At 65.1% G+C, this 23,603-nt stretch carries 20 protein-coding genes and 2 pseudogenes; 15 read left to right on the top strand and 7 right to left on the bottom strand.

Annotated elements, in window-relative coordinates; genetic code table 11:
* Position 1 precedes the first annotated feature (1 nt).
* The 7 genes from AC1Q64_RS10995 (at position 2) to AC1Q64_RS11025 (ending at position 8,649) form a co-directional block, all read left to right on the top strand.
* Positions 2-931 carry a branched-chain amino acid ABC transporter permease gene (locus tag AC1Q64_RS10995; RefSeq protein WP_274107406.1) on the top strand — a complete coding sequence of 310 codons (930 nt, stop codon included), beginning with the start codon at positions 2-4 and terminating at the stop codon, positions 929-931.
* Positions 932-959: 28 nt separating this feature from the next.
* Positions 960-2,036 (top strand): branched-chain amino acid ABC transporter permease, encoded by a 1,077-nt coding sequence (locus AC1Q64_RS11000; protein WP_056059708.1) that lies wholly within the window; start codon positions 960-962, stop codon positions 2,034-2,036.
* Positions 2,037-2,162: 126 nt separating this feature from the next.
* The gene (locus AC1Q64_RS11005) at positions 2,163-3,491 is read left to right on the top strand and encodes an ABC transporter substrate-binding protein (protein WP_492251347.1); all 1,329 of its coding nucleotides are present in this window, start codon (positions 2,163-2,165) and stop codon (positions 3,489-3,491) included.
* A gap of 224 nt (positions 3,492-3,715) precedes the next feature.
* A complete protein-coding gene (locus AC1Q64_RS11010; RefSeq protein WP_056060067.1) occupies positions 3,716-4,528 on the top strand; it encodes an ABC transporter ATP-binding protein in 813 nt (270 codons plus the stop codon).
* A gap of 223 nt (positions 4,529-4,751) precedes the next feature.
* Positions 4,752-5,999 (top strand): phenylacetate--CoA ligase family protein, encoded by a 1,248-nt coding sequence (locus tag AC1Q64_RS11015; RefSeq protein ID WP_492251348.1) that lies wholly within the window; start codon positions 4,752-4,754, stop codon positions 5,997-5,999.
* 338 nt (positions 6,000-6,337) lie between these two features.
* Positions 6,338-7,324 (top strand): tripartite tricarboxylate transporter substrate-binding protein, encoded by a 987-nt coding sequence (locus tag AC1Q64_RS11020; protein ID WP_492251349.1) that lies wholly within the window; start codon positions 6,338-6,340, stop codon positions 7,322-7,324.
* 245 nt (positions 7,325-7,569) lie between these two features.
* On the top strand, positions 7,570-8,649 hold the full coding sequence (locus AC1Q64_RS11025; RefSeq protein ID WP_291439099.1) for a Bug family tripartite tricarboxylate transporter substrate binding protein: 1,080 nt from the start codon (positions 7,570-7,572) through the stop codon (positions 8,647-8,649).
* 122 nt (positions 8,650-8,771) lie between these two features.
* On the opposite strand, the gene AC1Q64_RS11030 is transcribed toward AC1Q64_RS11025, so the two are convergent.
* Together AC1Q64_RS11030 and AC1Q64_RS11035 are read right to left on the bottom strand one after the other, a co-directional pair.
* Positions 8,772-9,086, bottom strand: coding sequence for a DUF1840 domain-containing protein (locus tag AC1Q64_RS11030; RefSeq protein ID WP_291439096.1), 315 nt, complete (start codon positions 9,084-9,086; stop codon positions 8,772-8,774).
* Positions 9,087-9,096: 10 nt separating this feature from the next.
* Positions 9,097-10,216: pseudogene (locus tag AC1Q64_RS11035) on the bottom strand (class I SAM-dependent methyltransferase).
* 113 nt (positions 10,217-10,329) lie between these two features.
* On the opposite strand from AC1Q64_RS11035, the gene AC1Q64_RS11040 reads away from it, so the two are divergent.
* From AC1Q64_RS11040 to AC1Q64_RS11065, 6 genes are all read left to right on the top strand, one after another.
* Positions 10,330-12,681 (top strand): bifunctional salicylyl-CoA 5-hydroxylase/oxidoreductase, encoded by a 2,352-nt coding sequence (locus AC1Q64_RS11040; RefSeq protein WP_492251350.1) that lies wholly within the window; start codon positions 10,330-10,332, stop codon positions 12,679-12,681.
* A 6-nt stretch (positions 12,682-12,687) separates the two neighbouring features.
* On the top strand, positions 12,688-13,179 hold the full coding sequence (locus AC1Q64_RS11045; protein WP_056059723.1) for a MarR family winged helix-turn-helix transcriptional regulator: 492 nt from the start codon (positions 12,688-12,690) through the stop codon (positions 13,177-13,179).
* Positions 13,176-14,030 carry an enoyl-CoA hydratase family protein gene (locus tag AC1Q64_RS11050; protein ID WP_492251351.1) on the top strand — a complete coding sequence of 285 codons (855 nt, stop codon included), beginning with the start codon at positions 13,176-13,178 and terminating at the stop codon, positions 14,028-14,030. The genes AC1Q64_RS11045 and AC1Q64_RS11050 overlap by 4 nt, the downstream gene beginning before the upstream one ends.
* 164 nt (positions 14,031-14,194) lie before the next feature.
* Positions 14,195-15,391, top strand: coding sequence for an acyl-CoA dehydrogenase family protein (locus AC1Q64_RS11055; RefSeq protein WP_492251352.1), 1,197 nt, complete (start codon positions 14,195-14,197; stop codon positions 15,389-15,391).
* 6 nt (positions 15,392-15,397) lie between these two features.
* Positions 15,398-17,074, top strand: coding sequence for an AMP-binding protein (locus AC1Q64_RS11060; RefSeq protein ID WP_492251353.1), 1,677 nt, complete (start codon positions 15,398-15,400; stop codon positions 17,072-17,074).
* A gap of 2 nt (positions 17,075-17,076) precedes the next feature.
* Positions 17,077-17,475, top strand: a complete 399-nt coding sequence (locus AC1Q64_RS11065; RefSeq protein ID WP_055400021.1) for a RidA family protein — start codon at positions 17,077-17,079, stop codon at positions 17,473-17,475.
* On the opposite strand, the gene AC1Q64_RS11070 is transcribed toward AC1Q64_RS11065, so the two are convergent.
* A complete protein-coding gene (locus AC1Q64_RS11070) occupies positions 17,420-18,388 on the bottom strand; it encodes an EamA family transporter (RefSeq protein ID WP_492251354.1) in 969 nt (322 codons plus the stop codon). The genes AC1Q64_RS11065 and AC1Q64_RS11070 overlap by 56 nt on opposite strands.
* 97 nt (positions 18,389-18,485) lie before the next feature.
* Between AC1Q64_RS11070 and AC1Q64_RS11075 the strand changes: the two genes are divergently transcribed.
* Complete coding sequence (locus AC1Q64_RS11075; RefSeq protein WP_492251355.1) at positions 18,486-18,947, top strand: Lrp/AsnC family transcriptional regulator; 462 nt, start codon at positions 18,486-18,488, stop codon at positions 18,945-18,947.
* 53 nt (positions 18,948-19,000) lie between these two features.
* Here the strand turns inward: AC1Q64_RS11075 and AC1Q64_RS11080 are convergent, their stop codons facing one another.
* A complete protein-coding gene (locus AC1Q64_RS11080) occupies positions 19,001-20,161 on the bottom strand; it encodes a DJ-1/PfpI family protein (protein WP_492251356.1) in 1,161 nt (386 codons plus the stop codon).
* Positions 20,162-20,226: 65 nt separating this feature from the next.
* On the opposite strand from AC1Q64_RS11080, the gene AC1Q64_RS11085 reads away from it, so the two are divergent.
* The gene (locus tag AC1Q64_RS11085; RefSeq protein WP_492251357.1) at positions 20,227-21,243 is read left to right on the top strand and encodes a GlxA family transcriptional regulator; all 1,017 of its coding nucleotides are present in this window, start codon (positions 20,227-20,229) and stop codon (positions 21,241-21,243) included.
* 60 nt (positions 21,244-21,303) lie between these two features.
* Here the strand turns inward: AC1Q64_RS11085 and AC1Q64_RS11090 are convergent, their stop codons facing one another.
* The 3 genes and pseudogenes from AC1Q64_RS11090 to phnD form a co-directional block, all read right to left on the bottom strand.
* The gene (locus AC1Q64_RS11090; RefSeq protein WP_492251358.1) at positions 21,304-21,864 is read right to left on the bottom strand and encodes a phosphonate degradation HD-domain oxygenase; all 561 of its coding nucleotides are present in this window, start codon (positions 21,862-21,864) and stop codon (positions 21,304-21,306) included.
* Between the two features lie 13 nt (positions 21,865-21,877).
* The gene (phnE, locus tag AC1Q64_RS11095) at positions 21,878-22,684 is read right to left on the bottom strand and encodes a phosphonate ABC transporter, permease protein PhnE (protein WP_492251359.1); all 807 of its coding nucleotides are present in this window, start codon (positions 22,682-22,684) and stop codon (positions 21,878-21,880) included.
* 34 nt (positions 22,685-22,718) lie between these two features.
* Positions 22,719-23,575: pseudogene (gene phnD / locus AC1Q64_RS11100) on the bottom strand (phosphate/phosphite/phosphonate ABC transporter substrate-binding protein).
* Between the last annotated feature and the right edge of the window lie 28 nt (positions 23,576-23,603).

Here is a 23,603-nt window from a genome sequence, read left to right on the forward strand (position 1 = left end):
CATGGCATTCTTTCTCGAAACACTGATCGGCGGCCTCATGGCCGGCATGCTGTATTCGCTGGTGGCGCTGGGTTTTGTGCTGATCTACAAGGCCTCGGGCGTGTTCAACTTTGCGCAGGGCGCCATGGTGCTGTTTGCAGCGCTGGCCATGGCCCGCTTTGCCGAATGGATCCCCAAGTGGACGGGCATCGACAACCCCATCGTGGCCAACCTGGCTGCCTTCGTGATTGCGGGCGCCATCATGTTCGTAGTGGCCTGGCTGATTGAAAAGCTGGTGCTGCGCCACCTGGTGAACCAGGAAGGCGCCACGCTGCTCATGGCCACACTGGGCATCACCTACTTCATGGAAGGCCTGGGTCAGACGCTGTTCGGCAGCGACATCTACAAGATCGACGTGGGCATGCCCAAGGAGCCCATCTTTGCCCTGGAGTCCATGTTCCAGGGCGGCATCCTGATCAACAAGGAAGACGTGATTGCCGCGGCCATTGCCGCCGCGCTGGTGGCACTGCTGTCGGTGTTCTTCCAGAAGACCTCTACCGGCCGCGCACTGCGCGCCGTGGCGGACGACCACCAGGCGGCCCAATCCATCGGCATCCCTTTGAACCGCATCTGGGTGATCGTGTGGTGTGTAGCCGGTGTCGTGGCCCTGGTGGCCGGGATGATCTGGGGCAGCAAGCTCGGTGTGCAGTTCTCGCTGACCACCGTGGCGCTGCGTGCGCTGCCCGTGGTGATCCTGGGCGGCCTCACCTCGGTGCCCGGCGCCATCATCGGCGGGCTGATCATCGGCGTGGGCGAGAAGCTCTCGGAGGTGTACCTGGGTCCATTCGTGGGCGGGGGCATCGAGATCTGGTTTGCGTATGTACTGGCGCTGGTGTTTCTTCTCTTCAGGCCCCAAGGCTTGTTTGGAGAAAAAATCATTGACCGCGTGTAACCCATAACAACAAGAACAGGAGACTTCCATGCTCTACCGCGAAAACGGCCAGTTCAAGACCAGCTACCGCGCCGATCAGCAGATCTTCCCCATTGCGCAGGACCGCATTGCCATCGGCATCATCCTGGCCATTGCCTTCATCGCCGTGCCCATGCTGGCCAGCGACTACATCTTCCGCGCCATCCTGATCCCCTTCGTCATCATGGCGCTGGCGGCCCTGGGGGTGAATATCCTGGTGGGCTACTGCGGCCAGATCTCGCTGGGCTCGGGCGCCTTCATGGCCGTGGGGGCCTACGGCGCCTACAACTTCTTCGTGCGCTTTCCGGGCATGCCGCTGATTCCGGCACTGATCCTGGGCGGACTGTGCGCCACGTTCTTCGGCATCCTGTTCGGGCTGCCCAGCCTGCGCGTCAAGGGGCTGTACCTGGCCGTGGCCACGCTGGCCGCGCAGTTCTTCAGCGACTGGATGTTCCTGCGCATCAAGTGGTTCACCAACAACTCCGACTCGGGCTCGGTGTCGGTCAACAACCTGCAGGTGCTTGGCATGCCCATCGAAAGCGCTACCAGCAAATACCTGTTCTGCCTGGCGTTGCTGGTCATCGTGGCCCTGCTGGCCAAGAACCTGGTGCGCGGCGCCATTGGCCGCGAGTGGATGGCGATTCGCGACATGGACGTCGCCGCCGCCGTGATCGGCATCCGCCCCATGTACGCCAAGCTCAGCGCGTTTGCGGTCAGCTCGTTCATCGTGGGCATGGCCGGTGCGCTGTGGGCCTTTGTGCACCTGGGCGCGTGGGAGCCAGCAGCCTTCTCGGTGGAAATCTCCTTCCGCCTGCTGTTCATGGTGATCATCGGCGGGCTGGGCTCGATCATGGGCGGCTTCTTTGGTGCGGCCTTCATCGTGGTGCTGCCCATCGTGCTCAACCAGTTCCTGCCGGCCTTCATGGGACTCTTTGGCATCGAGGTGTCCACGGCGGGCGTCTCGCACGCCGAACTGATGATCTTCGGAGCGCTGATCGTGTGGTTCCTGATCGTGGAACCCCATGGCCTGGCCAAGCTGTGGTCCACCGCCAAGCAAAAACTGCGTCTGTGGCCCTTTCCGCATTGATAGGCCCACGCTGCAGGAAACCCCTTACTCGCAATTCCCGATACGTCCCTGTCGCATTGCCGCGTTAACTGTCTATCTGTTCTGTTTTCCCCCGTGCTTCAACACATTCATCCAAAGGAGACATCCATGAAGCTTTCGAAAATCGTGATCGCCGCTGCGGTGGTTGCTGCCGGTGTATCGTCCATCGCGACGAGCGCCTTCGCACAAGCCAAGGAGCAGTTCTTCCCGCTGCTGTCGTACCGCACCGGTCCCTATGCGCCCAACGGCGTCCCATGGGCCAACGGCAAGCAGGATTACATCAAGATGATCAATGCCCGCGACGGCGGCATCAATGGTGTGAAGCTGACCTTTGAAGAATGTGAAACGGGCTACGCCACGGACCGTGGCGTGGAATGCTATGAGCGCCTCAAGAGCCGCCCCGGCGTGTCGCTGTTTGACCCGCAGGCCACCGGCATCACGTTTGCGCTGACCGAAAAAGCCCCCGTGGACAAGATTCCGCTGATGACGCTGGGCTACGGCCTGTCGGTCGCGCAGGACGGCCAGGCGTTCAAGTGGAACTTCCCGTTCATGGGCAGCTACTGGACCGGCGCCGACATCCTGATCCAGCACATCGGCAAGGCCAATGGCGGCCTGGACAAGCTCAAGGGCAAGAAGATCGCGCTGGTGTACCACGACAGCCCGTTTGGCAAGGAGCCCATCCCGCTGCTGCAGGAGCGCGCCAAGATGCACGGCTTTGAGCTGCAGATGCTGCCCGTGACCGCACCCGGAGTGGAGCAGAAGGCCACCTGGCTGCAAGTGCGCCAGAGCCGCCCCGACTACGTGCTGCTGTGGGGCTGGGGCGTGATGAACTCCACCGCCCTGAAGGAAGCCCAGGCCACCGGCTACCCCCGCGACAAGATGTACGGCGTGTGGTGGGCTGGTGCCGAGCCCGATGTGCGTGACGTGGGCGAAGGCGCCAAGGGCTACAACGCGCTGGCCCTGAACACCTCGGGCCAGCAGCCCAAGGTGATCCAGGACATCCTGAAAAACGTGCACGACAAGGGCCAGGGCACGGGTCCCAAGGACGAAGTGGGCTCGGTGCTGTACACCCGCGGCGTGATCATCCAGATGCTGGCCGTCGAATCGGTGCGCCGCGCACAGGAGCGTTTTGGCAAGGGCAAGGTCATGACCGGCGAACAAGTGCGCTGGGGCATGGAAAACCTGGCCCTGGACCAGAAGAAGCTGGACGCGCTGGGCTTTGGCGGCGTGATGCGTCCCCTGTCCACCAGCTGCGCCGACCACATGGGCTCCACCTGGGCGCGCGTGCACACCTGGGACGGCAACAAGTGGAACTTCTCGTCCGACTGGTACCAGGCCGATGAGCAGATCCTCAAGCCCATGGTCAAGGCTGGTGCGGACAAGTACCTGGCGGACAAGAAGATGACGCGCCGGGATGCGGCGGACTGCCAGAGCTAAGCACATCCCCCAGAGCGGCTTTGCCGCTTCCCCCTTCTCTCTTAGCGCTGCGCGCTGCGGGAAGGGGGACAACGCCAGCGCGGCGGGGCGGCCCTTGCGCGGCGTTCCTCGCTTGGGCTGCGACGGTTTTTACGGCCAGTGGTTCGCGGTTGCGCTCTCGGGGGCAGCCGCCAATCCAAAGGGTTGTGCAACAACCCTTTGGATTGGTACAGGAAGGCAACACCATGGACTCCAACAGCAACATTGTTCTCAACGTCAACGGCATCGAGGTCATCTACAACCATGTGATCCTGGTGCTCAAGGGCGTCTCGCTGCAGGTGCGCGAGGGCTCTATCGTGGCCATCTTGGGGGGGAACGGGGCGGGCAAGACGACGACCCTGCGCGCCATCTCCAACCTGCTGCAGGGCGAGCGCGGCGCGGTCACCAAGGGCTCCATCGAGCTGCGCGGTGAGCGCATCGAAAACCTCTCTCCTGCCGACCTGGTGCAGCGCGGCGTGGTGCAGGTGATGGAGGGGCGGCACTGTTTTGCCCACCTGACGATTGAAGAGAACCTGATGACGGGCAGCTACACCCGCACCAGCAAGGCCGAGATCGCGGCCAACCTGGAGAAGGTCTACAACTACTTCCCGCGCCTCAAGACCCGCCGCACGTCGCAGGCGGCCTACACGTCGGGCGGCGAGCAGCAGATGTGCGCCATCGGACGCGCGCTCATGGCCAACCCCAGCATGGTGCTGTTGGACGAGCCATCGATGGGCCTGGCCCCACAGATCGTGGAGGAGGTGTTCAACATCGTGAAGGACCTGAACACCAAGGAGAAGGTCACCTTCCTGCTGGCCGAGCAGAACACCAACATGGCCCTCAAGTACTCGGACTACGGCTACATCATGGAAAGCGGCCGCGTGGTGATGGACGGCGCCGCAAGCGACCTGGCCAACAACGAGGACGTCAAGGAGTTCTACCTGGGCGTGGGCGGCGGCGAGCGCAAGAGTTTCAAGGATGTCAAAAGCTACAAGCGGCGCAAGCGCTGGTTGGCTTGAGGAGCCCCCTGTGGCGCTGCGCGCCTTCCCCCTCAGGGGGACGCACCCCGCGGCCTGGCAAAGCCAGTTCCACGGGTGCGCTGGTGGGTTAGCGCGGGCGACCAGGGCCGTGTTCTTTTTCAGACCTCGAACGAAATCACTCTCAATTTCATAGCTGCTTACGCTTGGTTGAAAAGCGCTAGAGGCATATTTCACTCAAACAACCTCACAAGGAAACCCAGGCATGAGCACGTTCTATGACGCCCTGGAAACGCGAAGCCCCGCCGAGCGCGAGGCGGCGCTGATGGCTGCGCTGCCGCAGCAGATCGCCCATGCCCAGAAGGCATCGCCCGCATTTGCCGGCATCCTGGCTGGCGTGGATGCAACCACCATCACCGGCCGCACAGCCCTGGCGCAACTTCCCGTCACGCGCAAGTACGAGTTGCTGGAGCGCCAGCAGGCGGGCCGTGCCACCAACGTGTTCGGCGGTTTCAGCGCGTTGGGCTTTGGGCCGGGCATGACCCGCGTGTTCGCCAGCCCCGGCACCATCTACGAGCCTGAGGGCACGCGGCGCGACTACTGGCGCATGGCGCGGGCCATCCACGCCGCAGGCTTTCGCAGCGGCGAGCTGATCCACAACAGCTTCAGCTACCACTTTGTGCCTGCGGGCTCGATGATGGAAACCGGTGCACACGCGCTAGGCTGCACCGTCTTCCCTGGCGGCACGGGCCAGACTGAACAGCAGGTGCAGGCCATGGCCGAGCTGCAGCCTGCGGGCTACATCGGCACGCCCAGTTTTCTGAAAATCATCGTCGAGAAGGCTGCCGAGATCGGCGTGGCGCTGCCCACAGTGACCAAGGCCCTGGTCTCGGGCGAGGCCTTCCCGCCCTCGCTGCGCGACTGGTTTGCCGAGCGTGGCATCGCGGGCTACCAGTGCTACGCCACCGCCGACCTGGGCCTGATTGCGTATGAAACCTCGGCCCGCGAAGGCCTGGTGCTGGATGAAGGCGTGATCGTCGAGATCGTTCGTCCCGGCACGGGCGACCCCGTGCCCGAGGGTGAGGTGGGCGAGCTGGTCATCACCACGCTCAACCCTGACTACCCGCTGATCCGCTTTGGTACTGGCGACCTGTCGGCGGTGCTGCCGGGCCAGTGCCCCACCGGCCGCACCAACACCCGCATCAAGGGCTGGATGGGCCGGGCCGACCAGACCACCAAGGTGCGCGGAATGTTCGTACACCCCGGCCAGATCGCCACCATCGCGCGGCGCTTTCCACAGGTGCAGCGCGCCCGGCTCGTGGTCAGCGGCGAGATGGCCAACGACCAGATGGTGCTGCAGGTGGAGACCACCGAAACCGCCGAGGGCCTGGCCCACCAGCTCAGCGACGCCATCCGCGAAGTGACCAAGCTGCGCGGCGAGGTGCAGATGGTGCCCCCGGGCACACTGCCCAACGATGGCAAGGTCATCGAAGACGCGCGCAGCTACAAGTAGCCCCTGAGAGCCCGCTGGCGTGCTCGCAGGGTCGGCCGGAGCGCGGCGCGAGCCGGTGCTGGCTACGCATGTAGGCGCCCAAAAGATGTGCATGCACATCAATGGCCAGGACATCGCGCCAGCCCTTGCGGCAGCGCAAAACATGTCCACTTTGCGCGTCGGGGTACCGCAGTGTTTACCCTTACAAACGCTATATTTTATATAGCATTTGAGCCAATAAACATCTGCACCACAGGCCTCTTTGGCTTAAAGACCATATGGCTTGTGTGCTACGTACTATCCGCAATGTTGCCGGAAATGCCCCTCGCTATCATGGCCCGTCATTTACAGGAGCACCCATGAAAACAACGCTGAAACTCGCCCTCGTCGCTGCCGCTGCAGTGGTCGCCTTTGGCGCCCATGCGCAGGACTTCCCCGCCAAGGACAAGACAGTCACCCTGGTGGTGCCCTTTGCGGCGGGTGGCCCCACCGACCGTGTGGCGCGCGACCTGGCTGAGGCGCTGCGCAAACCTTTGGGCGCTACGGTGGTGGTGGACAACACCGCCGGCGCGGGCAGCTCCATCGGTGCTGCCCGCGTGGCCCGCGCTGCGCCAGATGGCTACACGCTGCTGCTCAACCACATTGGCATGTCCACCATGCCTGCGCTGTACCGCAAGCTGTCGTTCAGCGTGCCCAACGACTTTGAATACCTGGGCATGGTCAACGAAGTGCCCATGACGTTGATCGCTCGCCCCACCATGCCAGCCAACAACTTCAAGGAGTTGACGGCCTGGATCCAGCAGAACAAGGGCAAGATCAACCTGGGCAACGCGGGCCTGGGCGCGGCCTCGCACCTGTGCGGCCTGATGTTCAAGTCCGCTCTGCAGACGGACATGACGGATGTGCCTTACAAGGGCACGGCCCCCGCCATCACCGACCTGATTGGCGGCCAGATCGACCTGCTGTGTGACCAGACCACCAACACCACCAGCCAGATCGAAGGCAAGAAAGTCAAGGCGTACGCCGTGACCACAGCCAAGCGCCTGACCACACCCGCGCTCAAGGACCTGCCCACTCTGGCCGAATCGGGTCTGAAAGACTTCAACGTGAGCATCTGGCACGGCCTGTACGCCCCCAAGGGCACGCCAGCCGACGTGCAAAAGAAGATCAACGAAGCCCTCAAGGTCGCGCTGAAGGATCCTGAATTCATCAAGAAGCAGGAAGCTCTGGGCGCCGTGGTCATCACCGACAAGCGCATTGAAGGCGCCGAGCACAAGAAGTTTGTGGCTGCCGAGATCGACAAGTGGGGCGCCGTCATCAAGGCCGCTGGCACCTACGCAGACTAATCCCATCGTCCCCGGGCAGGCTCGCCATGCGATCGCTGCCCCCCCTTTAAAAGCCGCCGCGTCGCACGATGCGTTGCGGCTTTTTTCATGGGTGTACGGTGGTGTACCAACCGCGCAATGCGCGAGACCCGCGCCCCCTGCAGATGCGCCGCAGCGACGGGATTGGGGTTATCCATCTGCACCAACCGCAACAGCGCGCGTAGAACCAGTACAGACAGACCTCCCCCCTTCCAACAAGGACCCCCATGGCACGCATTTCCGTTCACGCCCCCACCCGCCCCTCCGTCGCAACGGTTGCTGCCCATCCACGCGCGCGCCGCCAGGTGCTGGTCCTGGCCGCCACCAGTGCCATAGCGCTGGCAGGCGCTGCGGCGCTGTTGCCCTCGACCGCACGCGCCCAGGGTGCATGGCCCACCAAACCCGTGCGCATCGTTGTGCCCTTTGCGCCCGGTGGTACGACCGACATCCTGGCCCGCGCCATGGCACCCGAGCTGTCCAAGGCCTTCGGCCAGCAGTTCATCGTGGACAACCGCGCCGGCGCTGGCGGCAACGTGGGTGCCGAGATCGTCGCCAAGTCGCCCGGCGACGGCTACACGCTGTTGATGGGCACCGTGGGCACCCACGGCATCAACCGCGCGCTGTACGCGAAGCTGCCGTACGACCCCATCAAGGACTTTGTGCCCATCACCATGGTGGCGGCTGTTCCCAATGTGATGGTGATGAATGCCGACAAGGCCAAGGCCCAGGGCATTCACAACGTGCAGGATTTCATCCGGGTGGCCAAGGCAAACCCCGGCAAGATGAACATGGCCTCCAGCGGCAACGGCACGTCGATCCATCTGGCCGGCGAGCTGTTCAAGAGCATGACCGGCACCTTCATGCTGCACCTGCCCTACCGTGGCTCGGGCCCGGCACTCATGGACATGGTGGCAGGCAACGCAGACGTGATGTTTGACAACCTGCCCTCGTCGATGGCGCAGATCAAGGCAGGCAAGCTCACCGCACTGGCCGTGACCAGCTCCGAGCGCTCAGGCGCGCTGCCCGATGTGCCCACGGTGGAGCAGGCCGGTGGGCCCACCCTCAAGGGCTACGAGGCCAGCTCCTGGTTCGGCCTGCTGGCCCCGGCTGGCACCCCCACCGATATCGTCAACCGCATTCAGCAGGAAGTCGCCAAGTCCCTGGCCACGCCCGCCATGAAGGAGCGGCTGCTGGCCCAAGGCGCAATCCCCGGCGGCAACACCCCGGCCGAATTTGCCAAGCACATCGACAACGAGCACAAGAAGTGGGCGCAGGTGGTGAAGACGTCAGGGGCAAAGGTGGATTGATGGCTCCGTCACCCAGGCCACTCGCGCATCGGCGATGGGCCTGGGTCAGGCCTGCGCGCAATCACAGGACGCCACGGTAGCCTTCTCAAAACCTGCTACCGATCAGAGTGCCTGCGATCAGGTCACACACCCCAGACCACATCCACATCCGCCGCAGCACTGCGCTTGAGCATTTCGATGAACGGCGCAACACGCTGGCGCAAGCGCACGGCCTCGTTGAGTTCTTCAGCCGCGGCCTCATCGTTTTCCTGGGCTTCGGGCTGGGCTTCGTCGGCGATCACGGCCGCTTCCAGCGCTGCAATGGCGCCGGGAATCTGGGCAGCGGTCACGATACCGCTGGTGCCGGGGGTCTTGCCGATGATGGCCACGATCTGGCGCCCCTGGGGTTCGAGCATGATCAGGTCGGCAGTCGCGCGGGATTTGAACTTGTAGAGCATGGTCAATGGCCTATCGGAGGAGGTTGCCAGGGTCCGCATACATGTAGTCGCGGGTGAACGGATAGCTCGATTGTGCGCCTGGCATAAGGCATCTGGCCGTGTCGCCATCCGGCTTGATGGCCAGTCTTTGATGCAACGCCATCCAGCCACGTTCAAAACCCAGGGCGCTGCCCGCAAGATGCAGGCGGTACGCACGCAAGACCTTACCACCCTGCTCCACCCCACCTTGTGCGACCAGCACCTCACGGGCTGCAGGCAATCGGGCTTCGAGCCCGTCGGACCCCGCCCACAGCGTGCGCACGTAGTGCGGGCGCAGGTTCTCGGTGTCCACCATCTCCAGGCCCGCCCGGGCCATGTCGCGCAGCACCGTGCTTAGCTGCAACAGTTCGCCGCCCGGGAAGATGTATTGCTCGATGAAGTCACCCATGCCCGCGCCCAATTGCGCGTTGTCCATCCCGCCCGCCGTGATGCGGTGGTTCAGCACCAGCCCGCCCGGACGCAGCAGTCGGGACACTGTCTCAAAGTAACGCAACATCTGCGCGCGGCCCACATGCTCGAACATGCCCACCGGAGCGATCTTGTCGAAGGCTTGCTCCACCTGCAGCTCGCGGCAGTCCGCCAGCTGCATGCGCACGCGCCCCTGCAGCCCGCGCTCTTCAATGAGCCGCAGCACATGCACATGCTGGTTGCGCGTGACAGGGTGATGCCGGTGGCGTCCACGCGATAGTGCTCGGTCGCCCACAGCACCAGGCCGCCCCAGCCCGCGCACATGTCCAAGAAACGGTCGCCGGGTTGCAACTGCAGCTTGCGGCAGATGTCGTCGAGCTTGGCCTCTTGTGCCTGGGCCGGCATCAGGTCGGGTGACCGGTAGTAGGCACACGGATACCCACGGCGCGGGTCCAGCCACAGCGCGTAGAAGTCGTCCGACAGGTCGTAGTGAAACTGCGCATGGCGCGGGCCGGGTCGCGGATCAACAGGCCCGCAGCAGCGGCCATCAGGTCGCGCATGCCGCCTTCCAGCGCCACGCGCTCCTCGACGATGGCAGCGTCCACATTGCCAATCTCGCCCGTGGCCATGGGCACCGGCAAGGTCGCCAGACGCCCCTCCAGGTTGCGCAGCAAGTGCCTCATGCGGCACATCTTGAAAATTTTGCTGCACCGCACCAACACCCCGCGATGGCACCAGGGGGTTCGCCGGGAAGGCCCCATTGACAGCTTTTTGTTTAAGCCTAAACTATTTTGACATGAACATCCTCTGCATTGGCGGTGGGCCCGCCGGTCTCTACTTCGCCCTGCTCATGAAGCAGCAAAACCCTGCGCACCGCGTCACCGTGGTCGAACGCAACCGGCCGTTCGATACTTTCGGCTGGGGGGTGGTGCTGTCGGACCAGACGCTGGCCAACCTGCAGGCGGTCGACGCGCCCACGGCAGCCCTGATCGGCGACGCGTTCAACCACTGGGACGATATTGAGGTGTTCTTCAAGGGGCGCAGCGTGCGCTCCACAGGCCACGGCTTCTGCGGCATTGGCCGCAAGCGCCTGCTCAACATCCTGCAGGACCGGTGCCTGGCGGTGGGCGTCGAGCTGGTGTTCGAGACCGACGTGGCCGACGACCAGCAGCTCGCCGCGCAGTACAACGCCGACCTGGTGATCGCGAGCGACGGCCTCAACAGCCGCATCCGCACCCGCTACGCAGCCACCTACCAGCCAGACATCGATCTGCGCCAGTGCCGCTTTGTCTGGCTGGGCACCAAGAAAAAGTTCGACGCTTTTACGTTTGCTTTCGAGCAGACCGAGCATGGCTGGGTCCAGGCACACGCCTACCAGTTTGACGCCGACACCTCCACCTTCATCATCGAAACGCCCGAGGCCGTCTGGAAGGCCCACGGCCTGGACCAGATGGAGCAGCCCGAGGCGATTGCTTTTTGTGAAAAACTGTTCGCGAAGTACCTGGATGGCAACGCGCTCATCAGCAACGCCACGCACCTGCGCGGCTCGGCCAACTGGATCCGCTTTCCGCGAGTGATCTGCAACACCTGGGTGCACCGCGAGACCATCGGCGGCAAGCAGGTGCCCATCGTGCTGATGGGCGACGCAGCGCACACGGCACATTTCTCGATTGGCAGTGGTACCAAGCTCGCGCTGGAAGACGCGATCGACCTCGCCAACGAGTTCGCCACGGGGTTGCCCATCGATGAGGTGCTGCAGCACTACGAGGCGCGCCGCAGCGTCGAGGTACTCAAGATCCAGAATGCCGCGCGCAACAGCACCGAGTGGTTTGAAAACGTGGCGCGCTACACCGGCATGCCCATCGAGCAGTTCACGTACTCGCTGCTCACGCGCAGCCAGCGCATCAGCCACGAAAACCTGCGACTGCGCGATGCAGCGTGGCTGGAGGGCTATGAGGCATGGCTCGCGGGCGGCAAAGCCGCGATTCCGCCGATGCTCACGCCCTTCACGCTCAAGGGCCTCACGGTCAAGAACCGCATCGTCGTCTCGCCCATGGCCACCTACAGCGCGGTCGAAGGCGTGCCACAGGACTTCCACCTGGTGCACCTGGGCGCCCGGGCGCTGGGCGGCGCAGCGCTGGTGATGGTGGAGATGACCAGCCCCACGCCCGAGGGCCGCATCACCCCCGCCTGCCCCGGCCTGTGGAACGACGCACAGCAAGCCGCCTTTGCGCGCATCGTGAACTTTGTGCACGGCAGCAGCACGGCCAAGATCGGCCTGCAGCTAGGCCACAGCGGCCCCAAGGGCTCCACGCGCGTGGGCTGGGAAGGCACGGACGAGCCGCTGGAGGCGGGCAACTGGCCCCTGCTGGCCGCCAGCCCCCTCGCCTACGGAGCGCAGAACCAGACGCCTGCCGCCATGACGCGCGCCGACATGGACCGCGTGACCGCCGCCTTTGTGGACAGCGCCCGCCGCGCCGTGGCCTGCGGCTTTGACTGGCTGGAGCTGCACTGCGCACACGGCTACCTGCTGGCCAGCTTCTTGAGCCCCGCCACCAACCAGCGCACCGACGAATACGGTGGCAGCCTGGAGAATCGCTGCCGCTACCCGCTGGAGGTGTTGACCGCGCTGCGCGCCGTGTGGCCGGCCGACAAGCCGCTGAGCGTGCGTATCTCCGCGCACGACTGGCTCCCAGATGGCAACACCGCCGACGACGCCATCGTTTTCGCGCGGCTGTTCAAGCAGGCAGGCGCAGACCTGATCGACGTGTCCTCCGGCCAGACCACGCGCAACTCCCGCCCGGTGTATGGCCGCATGTACCAGACACCGTTTGCCGACCGCATCCGCAACGAGGTGGGCATTGCCACCATGGCCGTGGGTGCGATCACCGAGGCCGACCATGCCAACAGCATCATCGCAGCCGGCCGCGCAGACCTTTGTGCCATCGCCCGCCCCCACCTGGCCGACCCGGCCTGGACGCTGCACGCCGCCGCGCAACTGAGCCCCGTGGCCGCAACGCACACCGACTGGCCCGTGCAGTACACCAGCGGCCGTGACCAGATGCTGCGCGAAATTTCCAAGCAAAAGCAGGCGCAAGCGCTAGTGAATCAAGCGCCGACTGCTACAAAAATAGAAGCAATCGAGTAAACCACCATGGACCTCGAAGCCCGCCTGCACGGCGCCGCCCCCAGCGAACATCCCGAGGCCCTGCGCCTGTGGCTGCGCCTGCTCACCTGCACCCAGCTCATCGAAAAGCAGGTGCGCAGCCACCTGCGCGCGCAGTTCGACACCACCTTGCCGCGCTTTGACCTGATGGCGCAGCTGGAGCGCGCGCCGGACGGCATGAAGATGAAGGAACTCTCGCGCCGCATGATGGTGACGAGCGGCAACATCACCGGCATCACCGACCAGCTCGTGGCCGAAGGGCTGGTGGAGCGCATGGACGTGGAGGGCGACCGCCGCGCGTACCTCGTGCGCCTCACGCCGCAAGGCCGCGAGCAGTTCAACACCATGGCGCGCCAACACGAGCAATGGATCGTCGAGGCCTTTGCCACGCTGGGCGAGCGCGACATCGCCACCTTGTACCGCTTGCTGGGCAAGGTGAAGGAACACACACAGAACAATTCTTTGGAGACAGCCGAATGAAGCACTACATCGGGGCGAGCAACCCCATGCGCGAGCAGTTCAACCCGCAGGCCAGCTACGTGGCCGAGCATTTCGCGTGGAGCTTTGCCGACGGTGTGGGCACCGTCACGCTCAACCGGCCGGACCGCAAGAACCCGCTCACCTTCCAGAGCTATGCGGAGCTGCGCGACTTCTTCTACGCGCTGCGCTTTGCCACCGATGTGAAGGCCATCGTGGTCACCGGTGCGGGCGGCAACTTCTGCTCGGGCGGCGACGTGCACGAAATCATCGGCCCGCTGACCACCATGACCATGCCCGAGCTGCTGGAGTTCACACGCATGACGGGCGACCTCATCAAGGCCATGCGCGCCTGCCCGCAGCCCGTGCTGGGCGCTATCGACGGCATCTGCGCCGGTGCGGGCGCGATGATGGCGCTGGCCTGCGACATGCGCTACGGCACCGAGGCGACCAAGACCGCCTTTTTGTTCACCCGCGTGGGCCTGGCCGGTGCCGACATGGGCGCCTGCGCGCTGCTGCCGCGCATGATTGGCCAGGGCCGCGCCAGCGAGCTACTGTTCACCGGCCGCGCGATGACGGCGCACGAAGGCCTGGCGTGGGGCTTTTTCAACGACTTGTATGAAAGCGCCGACCTGCTGGCCAACGTGCAAGCCACGGCGCGCACGCTGGCCAGCGGCCCCACCTTTGCCCACGGCATGACCAAGACCATGCTGAGCCAGGAGTGGAGCATGACCATCGAGCAGGCCATCGAAGCCGAGGCCCAGGCCCAGGCCATCTGCATGCAGACCGAAGACTTCCGGCGTGCGTACGAGGCGTTTGCCGCCAAGCAAAAGCCCGTGTTTCAGGGAGATTAAGAAGGTGTGAACGAACCCGCCATACCCGCTCATCCCGCCAAAACACACCCGCTCGTCGTTGCAAATGCTCGCCATAGCTCAGGCTATGGCTGTGCTTTGCGCCTAGATCGGCCGCGTTTTCGCAGTCTGCTCGGCCACGCCGGGCTCATCCACACCTTCTAACCATGCACGTCGCAACACCCCCAGCCCCCCGCCCGCCATCGACGGCGCACCTGGCCCTGCCCTTTTTTGACGACGCTCACCGCGCGCTGGCTGAGGGCCTGGTGCCCTGGGCGGCCGCGCAAGAGGTGGATGAAACCGATGACCGCGCCGCCTGCCGCGACTGGGTGCAGCGCCTGGGCGCGGGCGGCTGGCTGCGCTACTGCGTGCCCGCCGCACACGGCGGCGCGCTGCCCGCACTCGACTCGCGTGCGCTGGTGCTGCTGCGCGAGACCCTGGCCTACCACTCGCCGCTGGCGGACTTTGCGTTTGCAATGCAGGGGCTGGGCAGCGGAGCGATCACGCTGGCGGGCAGCCCCGCGCAGCAAGCGCACTACCTGCAGAGTGTGGCGCGTGGCGAGTTGATAGCGGCGTTTGCGCTGAGCGAGCCCGAGGCGGGGTCAGACGTGGGTGCTATGCAAACCATAGCTGTGAGCGCAGATTCCACTAGCGCTACAGGCACTTTTCGCTTGAACGGCACCAAAACCTGGATCAGCAACGGTGGCATCGCCGACTTCTACTGCGTGTTCGCCAAGACCAACCCAAGCGGCGGCACGCGCGGCATCAGCGCCTTCATCGTCGATGCGAACACGCCGGGCCTGGACGCCTCGCGCCATATCCACGTGATGGCGCCCCACCCGCTGGCCACGCTGCAGTTCACCAACTGCAACGTGCCCGCCACCGCGCTGCTGGGCGACGAGAACGGCGGCTTCAAGCTGGCCATGCGCACGCTCGACATCTTCCGCGCATCGGTGGCCGCCGCCGCACTGGGCATGGCGCGCCGCGCACTGGCCGAGGCCGTGCACCACGCCCGCCAGCGCCGCATGTTCGGCCAGACGCTCGCGGACTTTCAGCTCACGCAGGCCAAGATCGGCGAGATGGCCGCGCTGGTGGACAGCGCCGCGCTGCTCACCTACCGCGCGGCCTGGCTGCGCGACACCGGTCAAACGCGAGTGACTGCGGAAGCTGCCATGGCCAAGATGGCCGCCACCGAAAACGCCCAGCGCGTCATCGACATGGCGCTGCAGTTGCACGGCGGGCGCGGCGTGGAAGTGGGCAGCAAGGTCGAATCGCTGTACCGCGACATCCGCTCGCTGCGCATTTACGAAGGCGCCACCGAAGTGCAGCAGCTCATCATCGGCAAGGCCGTTCTGCAGGAGTAACACGACATGAGCACCAGCAGCAGCACCGCCCCCTCCGCCCAGCCCGACCATTTCGTGCACGACCGCCTGCCCCCACCCGAGGCCTGGCCCACGCTGCGCTACGACCTGCCCGAGCTGCAGATCGCCAACCAGGCCAACCTGGTGCAGGCTTTGTTTGACCAGGCCGAACGTGCGGGCCACATCGACCGTCCCTTGCTGCGCGGACCGCACCGCACGTACACCTACCGCGACGCCCGCACCGAGGCCGCGCGCATTGCCGAGGTGCTGACGCAGGACCACGGTCTCGTGCCTGGCAACCGCGTGCTGCTGCGCGGCGGCAACACGGTGGAGATGGCGCTGGCCTGGCTGGGTACCGTCTACGCGGGGCTGGTGGCGGTGGCGACCATGCCGCTGCTTCGCGCGGGCGAGCTGGGCAGCATCATCGACCGCGCCCAGCCCACGCTGGCGCTGTGCGACGGCCGCCTGCTGGCCGAGCTGCAGGCCGCGCAGACGCAGCACCCCGTGCTCGCCACCATCGTGCCGTTTCACACCGCGCCGGACGCAGCCGACCTGCTGCAGCGCGCGCAAGGCAAGCCCGGCACCACGCCGCCCTGCCCCATGTCGGCGGACGACATCGCGTTGATGGCCTTCACGTCCGGCACCACAGGTTCCCCCAAGGCGGCCGTGCATACGCACCGCGATGTACTGGCAGGCTGCGAGGCCTGGCCGCGCCATGTACTCAGGGCCACGCCCGATGACATCGTGGCCGGCTCGCCGCCGCTGGCGTTCACCTTTGGCCTGGGCGGCTTGCTGGTGTTTCCGATGTGGGCCGGGGCCAGCGTGTACTTCCCCGACCAGCCCTACACGCCCGAAACCATGGTGCGGCTGATGCGCGACGCGGGCGTGACCATCTGCTACACCGCCCCCACCTTCTACCGGCAGATGGCGCCGTTCGCCAAGCAGATCGGACTGCCCCAGCTGCGCACCAGCGTGAGCGCGGGCGAAGGCCTGCCCGACGCCACGCGCCAGCTGTGGAAGGAGGCCACCGGCCTCGACATGACGGACGGCATCGGCGCCACCGAAATGTTCCACATCTTCATTTCCTCGCCCGGCGGTGAGAGCCGGCGCGGCGCCATCGGCAAGGTGGTGCCCGGCTACACCGCCAAGGTGGTGGACGACGATGGCAACGAGCTGCCACGCGGCACCGTGGGCAAGCTCGCAGTGATCGGCCCCACGGGCTGCAAGTACCTGGATGACCCGCGCCAGGCCAAGTACGTGAAGGACGGCTGGAACTACCCGGGCGATGCGTTCACACAAGACGCGGACGGCTACTTCTTCTACCAGGCGCGCGACGACGACATGATCATCACTGCGGGCTACAACGTGGGCGGCCCCGAGGTGGAAGACGCCCTGCTGCGCCACCCCGCTGTTGCCGAGTGCGGCGTGATCGGAGTACCGGATGAAGAACGCGGCATGGTGGTCAAGGCCATCTGCGTTTTGAAGCCTGGCCACACGGGCGATGCCGCCATGGTCAAGACCTTGCAGGACCATGTGAAAGCCACCATCGCCCCGTTCAAATACCCGCGCGTGGTGGAGTTTGTGGCGGCCCTGCCCCGCACCGAAACCGGCAAGCTCCAGCGCTTCAAGCTGCGCCAGGGTGCTGGCGCCTCGCCATCGCCCTCCCCCACAAAAACAACGACATGACGATGAAAAACACCCTTTTGCAGCCCGAGGGCTGGGTCACCCCCAAGGGCTACGCCAACGGCGTGGCAGCCCGCGGCACCATGGTCTTTACCGGCGGCCAGATCGGCTGGAATGCGCAGCAGCAGTTTGAGAGCGACGACTTCATCGACCAGACGAGGCAGACGCTGCTGAACGTGCGGGCGGTGCTGGAGGCTGGCGGCGCAGGCCCCGAACACCTGGTGCGGCTGACCTGGTACGTGACCGACCGCAACGAATACAACAGCCGCTTGAAGGAGCTGGGCGCGGTCTACCGCGAGGTGCTGGGCAAGAACTTTCCGGCCATGGCCTGCGTGCAGGTGGCGGGGCTCATGGAAGAGCGCGCGAAGATCGAGATTGAAGCAACCGCTGTAATCCCGGACTGAGCTTTTCCAGCCACCGCTGTAGCGCTTGCCCATACAGAATGAACGCCAGCGCCGCCCCAATCAACGGCAGCGCGGCAAACACCCAGCCCGTCAGCAGCTCGCCCCCCAGCGCCACGCCCACCAGCAAAGCCACTGCAGGGTTCACAAACGAATAGCTGCCCGCCAGCGCGGCCGACGTGTTCTGCAGCAGCCACAGATACGCATTGAGCGCTACCAAGGTGCCAAACACCAGCAGGTAGACCCACGCCGCCCACGACTTGGCTGTGACCTGGCCCAGGGCGCTCAACGGCTCAAACCACAACGCCACCAGCAGCCCCATGGCGCCCCCGACCAGCCACTGCGCGGCAGATGCCATGGCCGGGGCGGGCAACGACAGCTTGCGCGATGCATACGAGCCCACGCTCCAGCACAGCGGAGCACCAAAGGCCAGCAACGCCCCCAGCCAGGTGGCCGAAAAATCGCCCTCCAGCGCCAGCAGCAGCGCACCCGCCACGCCCAAGGCCAGGCCGATCCAGCTGGTGAACGGCACGCGCTCGCCGCCCCAGCGCGACCACAGCGCCAGCCACATGGGCATGGTGGTGACCACCGTGGCCATCAGGCCCGAGCCAATGCCCAGCTTCTGCGCAAAGCCCATCAGGTTCATGGCCAGAAACACCATGCAGCCACCCACCACGGCCGAGTTGCGCCATTGCACGCGCGTGGGCAATGCATGGCCTTGCCACAGCGCAATCAGCAGCATTACGCCCCCAGCGCACAGAAATCGGATCGCATTCATCAGCAGTGGCGGCATGCTCTGCAGCGCAATGCCAATGGCGAAATAGGTGGTGCCCCAGACGATGTAGACCAACAGCAGAGCCAGGGCCACCGCCCAGCTGCGCTGTGATTGGGCTTGCGCGTTGAAAATTGCCGGCATATTCTTCACCCGACCGAATAATTTATGGAAACCGTGAGGTTTTCGGAATTTTTACCAAAATCGACCGGCTATGCAAGCAAATATTCAGACAGACGACATGGACGCCAGAATTATTTCGGCGCTGGGAGCCGATGGCCGACGTTCGTATGCCGATGTGGGGGCCGAAGTCGGGCTGTCCACCGCCGCCGTGCACGAGCGCGTGAAGAAGCTGCTGGACAAGGGCGTGATCCGCCGGTTTTCGATCAGCGTGGACCCGGAGCGCGTGGGCCTGAACTTCACCGCGTTCGTGGCCATCCGCAACGACGGCGGCATCCACTGCCGCGATGTGGCGCCCCGCCTGCGCGCCATGCCCCAGGTCGAAGAGCTGCACAGCGTGGCGGGCGAATACGACTTTCTGGCCAAGGTGCGCACCACGCACGCCCGCGCGCTGGAGGATGTGATCTACGAGATCAAGGCCATCGCGGGCGTGGCCCGCACCACCAGCACGGTGGTGCTCAACACCGAGTTTGAGGACCGGCCGCTGGACCTGGGCTGGGTGAACGCTGACAAAGGCGGCTGACAACCGTGGCGGCCCATGAACCCCAGCAGCCCTGCCGCGTAGCGAGCAGCAGATCACGGCGACGGGCCCGCCACCGAACATGGCACCCCTGGATCTTCGTATTCCAGCTGGGTTGCCACCCACTGGCGAGTAGCCACCCCGTAGCGCTGGCCGATCGCCTGCAGGCTGTGGTCCAGCACACAGGCGGGGTGCACGGCCTCGTCCAGCAAGACCTTCGTCGCCGACGCATCGGGCGGCGAAGCCCGCAGCACCAGGCCGCTGCGCAGGTGCAAGGGGCTGGCATGGGCGTGCACCGCCTCGGCGCGTGAGCGGTAGGTGCGCGACCATGCATCGGCCGCCAGGGCCAGCGCCACATCGTCCACCCCGTCCACCACGGGGATGTCGATGCGCTCATGCCGCCAAAAAAGCAGGGTATTGACCGACAGGGCCCACACATGCGCAGGCGCGAGACCAAATAGCTCGCTGCGGTGTGCACTGTCCCAGGACGGAATGCCCAGTTCGGCCGCCACGGCATGCGCCCTCTCAGCACCCGCCAGCGCCTGCACCAAGGCCAGCGACACGGGCAGAGACGCTGACACGCCCGTGGTGGTCACCACAGGCCCGTCGGCCACATAGCGCCGCCCGGGAACATGCACTGCACCCGCGTGGCGCCGCAACAAGGTGCTGCGGTCATACCAGTGCCCGGCAAAGCGGCGCCCATCCAGCAGCCCCGCCCGGCCCAACACGCGCGCCCCCGCGCAGATGCCGACCACCACGGCGCCTTTGGCTGCCTGGGCCCGCAACCACGCCAGCACGGCCGGGTCGTCATCGGTGTGCAGGGCTGGCACCACCACAATGTCTGCGCCCTGGGGATACGCGGCGTCAAACGCCGCGAAGCTGTGTGACACCTCCACTTGCAGCGCAGGCATCAACGTGACAGGGCCTGCGCGGGGGGCCACCGCTTCCACCACGCCAACCTGGGCCTGTTGCAGCACGGCATGGGGCACCAGGAAGTCGGTGGTTTCCGTGCCCTCGTTCAATGCCAGCACGGCAATCACGGGCGCCGCGGCCCCGGCCAGCGGAGGCCGCAGGGCCAACGCCAGCGGCGCAGCAGCACCTGCCTCCTGGGCCGCTCCCGTGGACTGCACAGCGCCCGCTTCTGCACCCACAGCCCACACCACCATCGCTATCAGGCCCATGCCCAGCCCCCCCATCCAACGCCACAATATCGCCACGTCCCGCCTCCTGTTGACACCCATTCTTCGCCACGTTTAACGGCCCCAGCTTAGGTTGCGTCTTGATGTCTTGCCATGCCAAATCTGCCGCAGTTCCTGCCACCCTCACAGGCGCCGGCCCTTGCCGCGACGTAGTCCTGCTGGCTTTTGAAGGGGTGGAGGCCATCGACATTGCGGCACCCGCCAGCGCGTTCAGCAAGGCCGCGCTTGCGGTGCCAGGGACTTATCGTGTGCACATGGCGTCACCCCGTGGCGGCGCTGTGGGCACCAACGCGGGGTTTGCGTTGGCCAACACCTTGCCCATGCACTCCGTGAGCGGCCCCATTGACACACTGATCGTGGCGGGTGGTGAGGAAGACGCGCTGCGCCGCGCCATCTACGAGGACGGAGTGGGCAGATGGCTGGCCCAGGCTGCACAAAGGTCCAGGCGCGTGGCCAGCGTGTGCACGGGCGCCTTTGCGCTGGCTGCCGCAGGCCTGCTGGAGGGGTGCCAGGTGACCACCCACACCAATGCCTGCGACCTGCTCGCCCAACTGTGCCCCGGCGCACAGGTGCAGCTCGACCGCATCTTTGTGCGCGATGGCGCACTGTGGACATCGGCCGGTGTGACCACCGGGCTGGACATGGCCCTGGCACTCATCGAAGAAGACCTGGGCCGCGCCGTGGCCATGCAGATCGCCCGGGACCTGGCGGTGTTCACGCTGCGCTCAGACACAGCGCCGCAATTGAGCCCCGCACTGCTAGCGCAGGCCGATGCATCGGCCCGCCTGCGCGAGCTGATGGCCTGGATCCAGGGGCACCTGACCCACGACCTGTCGGTGGACGCACTGGCCCAGCGTGCGCACATGAGCCCCCGCAACTTCGCGCGTACGTTTGCGGAGCAAGCCCACTGCCCGCCAGCCCGCTTCGTGGCCCAGGTGCGGGCGCAGCATGCGGCGGCCCTTCTGCGACAGACCGACTGGTCCCAGGAGAAGATCGCGGCACGCAGCGGCTTCGGCTCCGTGGATGCGATGGTGCGTGCGATGCAGCAGCACCTGGGGATTGCGCCAGGGCAGTGCCGTGCGGCCAACAGGCTGGCCTGACCGGTCGCGGCACCGCGCTGTGACACCGATGCGGTCAGTCGCCCTGTGGAGGGACCACGTTCAGTGCGCCAAGGCGGCCTCGGGAACGAGGGCCAACCGTTCCACCCAGGCCATGTAGTAGCACAGTGGCTGCGTGACCAGCCCCGGCACCTTGGCATGGTCGTCATAGCGGCGCAGGCGGATGGCCTCCTGCGCAAAGGGCTGGGCCGCAAACTGCATTGCTTCTTGGGGTGTGAAGGCGCCCCCTTGCAACACCAGGCTGTGCTGCGACGCAGGCGACAGCGTCTCCCAGTACCCAGGCTCCATGGTGCACAGATAGCGCTTGGCATCCACATGCAGGCGGATGGGCTCCAGCACCGCGTCGGGCAGCAGTCCACGCAAGAACGGGATGGCCATGTACTGGTGCAGGTCGTCCTGCTCGGCCGTGTCGCCCACCGGTGCCAGCAGGTGTCCCAGGTCGTGCAGCAGGGCAGCTACGACCGTGGCTGGGGTTTCGCCCGATTTTTCGGCCCACTGCGCGCACTGCAGTGCGTGCTCCAGCTGGCTGACCGCCTCGCGGCCGTACTGGTTCCCGCCCCGCGTGGCGAGCAAGTGGGCAATGTCTTCAAGGCTCAGTGCCATGGTGTGCTCCTTGTCAGACCAGTGCCTTGCGGATGCGGGCCGATACCAGGTCGATGACACTCACGGTGACCACTATGATGAGCATGACCGCGCAGGTTTCGGCGTACTGGAAGCCCCGGATGATTTCCCACAGCACCACCCCAATGCCCCCTGCGCCCACCATGCCCACCACAGAGGCCGATCGCACGTTGGCTTCAAAGCGGTAGAGCGTGTACGAGATCCACAGCGGCATGACCTGCGGAATCACGCCATAAATGATCTCGTGCAGCGCGCTCGCACCGGTGGATCGGATGCCTTCCACAGGCTGCGGGTCAATCGCCTCTACGGCTTCTGAGAACAGCTTGGCCAAGGTACCCGAGGTGTGGATCCACAGGGCCAGGACTCCCGCAAATGGACCCAGGCCTACGGCCACCACGAACAGCATGGCGAACACCATTTCGTTGATGGCACGGCACGCGTCCAGCACACGGCGCACCGGCTGGTACACCCACCAGGGCACGATGTTGGACGAGGCCAGCAGCGCCAGCGGCACGGCGGTGACCACCGCCAGCGCCGTGCCCCACAGCGCGATCTGCAAAGTGACCAGCATCTCCTGCACATAGATCTGCCACTGCGCAAAATTGGGCGGAAAGAACTCCGCCGCATAGCTAACCATGTTGCCCGAGTCGTTCCACAGATCGAGCGGGCGCATGTCGGCGCCCTTCCAGGACGCCGCCAGCAACACCAGCAGGATGCCCCACGACAGGTACCAGGCCAGGCTGCGCTTGGGCGACGAGGTGTTGGCCAGTGTGGCCAGCGAGGGATTCAAAGCAGAGGACATGGAGACACCCGGGCCGCAACTAGAAACCTACGGACTACTTCAACGACGCCAGCTGCTGGTCGATCTCGGCCAGGCGGGTCTTCTTGTCGGCATCGGCCAGCGTGGCGTCGGACTCGATCTTGTTGCGCTTGCCGAACAGGTCCAGTTGGCGGATGGGTGTGAGCTGTGCGTTGGTCGATGGCTTGAAGCCAGACAACTTGGAGATCTTCATCACGATCTCCTTCTCGCGCGCATCGGTCTTGGCGTAGTTGTAGAAGAAGTCGCGGATCTTGGTCTTGGTGGCCTCGGGCAAGTCCTTGCGCATTACCAGCGGGTCCAGCGGAATCAGGGGCGAGGTCCAGACGATCTTGATGTCCTTGAACTTCTCGGGTTGGCGCTGCGCGTGATCTTGAAGTGCGTCTTCGCGTCGATCTTGTTCTGTGCAAAGGCGTAGTAGCCGGGCACCAGGAAGCCCGAGGTGGAGTTGGGGTCGCCGTTGCCAAAGCTCAGCGACTTGCCGTTCTTGAGCACGTCATCCAGCGTGGCCAGGGGGCTGTCCTTGTGCACGATGAGGTGCGAGTAGTAGCCCTGCGTGCCGTCGGCGTTCACCATCTGCGCAAAGACTTCGCCATTGGCGCGGTCCACGGCTTCCATGGCCGACTTGTTGCCCAGCCAGGCCACCTGCATCTTGTTGAAGCGCATCGCTTCGATGAGGCCGGCGTAGTCAGACGCAAAGAAGGCATTGATCTTCAGGCCGGTCTGCTTGGCCATGTCATCCAGCAGGGGCTGCCAGTCGGCCTTGAGGTTTTGCGAGGCCTCGGTCGAGATCATGCCGAAGTTGAAGTCCTGGGCCAACGCGCCCGTGGTCAAACCCAGCCCGAGTGTCAGGGCTGCACACAGTTTCTTGAACATGTTGAAAACTCCAGAGAAAGGAATTGAA

This window comes from Acidovorax sp. GW835-FHT14G06, from assembly GCF_058793595.1.

Excerpts from the sequence above, each read along its gene's own strand:
- AC1Q64_RS10995 (WP_274107406.1), top strand. The coding sequence starts at position 2 with ATGGCATTCTTTCTCGAAACACTGATCGGCGGCCTCATGGCCGGCATG.
- AC1Q64_RS11000 (WP_056059708.1), top strand. The coding sequence starts at position 960 with ATGCTCTACCGCGAAAACGGCCAGTTCAAGACCAGCTACCGCGCCGAT.
- AC1Q64_RS11005 (WP_492251347.1), top strand. The coding sequence starts at position 2,163 with ATGAAGCTTTCGAAAATCGTGATCGCCGCTGCGGTGGTTGCTGCCGGT.
- AC1Q64_RS11010 (WP_056060067.1), top strand. The coding sequence starts at position 3,716 with ATGGACTCCAACAGCAACATTGTTCTCAACGTCAACGGCATCGAGGTC.
- AC1Q64_RS11015 (WP_492251348.1), top strand. The coding sequence starts at position 4,752 with ATGAGCACGTTCTATGACGCCCTGGAAACGCGAAGCCCCGCCGAGCGC.
- AC1Q64_RS11020 (WP_492251349.1), top strand. The coding sequence starts at position 6,338 with ATGAAAACAACGCTGAAACTCGCCCTCGTCGCTGCCGCTGCAGTGGTC.
- AC1Q64_RS11025 (WP_291439099.1), top strand. The coding sequence starts at position 7,570 with ATGGCACGCATTTCCGTTCACGCCCCCACCCGCCCCTCCGTCGCAACG.
- AC1Q64_RS11030 (WP_291439096.1), bottom strand. The coding sequence starts at position 9,086 with ATGCTCTACAAGTTCAAATCCCGCGCGACTGCCGACCTGATCATGCTC.
- AC1Q64_RS11040 (WP_492251350.1), top strand. The coding sequence starts at position 10,330 with ATGAACATCCTCTGCATTGGCGGTGGGCCCGCCGGTCTCTACTTCGCC.
- AC1Q64_RS11045 (WP_056059723.1), top strand. The coding sequence starts at position 12,688 with ATGGACCTCGAAGCCCGCCTGCACGGCGCCGCCCCCAGCGAACATCCC.
- AC1Q64_RS11050 (WP_492251351.1), top strand. The coding sequence starts at position 13,176 with ATGAAGCACTACATCGGGGCGAGCAACCCCATGCGCGAGCAGTTCAAC.
- AC1Q64_RS11055 (WP_492251352.1), top strand. The coding sequence starts at position 14,195 with ATGCACGTCGCAACACCCCCAGCCCCCCGCCCGCCATCGACGGCGCAC.
- AC1Q64_RS11060 (WP_492251353.1), top strand. The coding sequence starts at position 15,398 with ATGAGCACCAGCAGCAGCACCGCCCCCTCCGCCCAGCCCGACCATTTC.
- AC1Q64_RS11065 (WP_055400021.1), top strand. The coding sequence starts at position 17,077 with ATGAAAAACACCCTTTTGCAGCCCGAGGGCTGGGTCACCCCCAAGGGC.
- AC1Q64_RS11070 (WP_492251354.1), bottom strand. The coding sequence starts at position 18,388 with ATGCCGGCAATTTTCAACGCGCAAGCCCAATCACAGCGCAGCTGGGCG.
- AC1Q64_RS11075 (WP_492251355.1), top strand. The coding sequence starts at position 18,486 with ATGGACGCCAGAATTATTTCGGCGCTGGGAGCCGATGGCCGACGTTCG.
- AC1Q64_RS11085 (WP_492251357.1), top strand. The coding sequence starts at position 20,227 with ATGTCTTGCCATGCCAAATCTGCCGCAGTTCCTGCCACCCTCACAGGC.
- AC1Q64_RS11090 (WP_492251358.1), bottom strand. The coding sequence starts at position 21,864 with ATGGCACTGAGCCTTGAAGACATTGCCCACTTGCTCGCCACGCGGGGC.
- phnE (WP_492251359.1), bottom strand. The coding sequence starts at position 22,684 with ATGTCCTCTGCTTTGAATCCCTCGCTGGCCACACTGGCCAACACCTCG.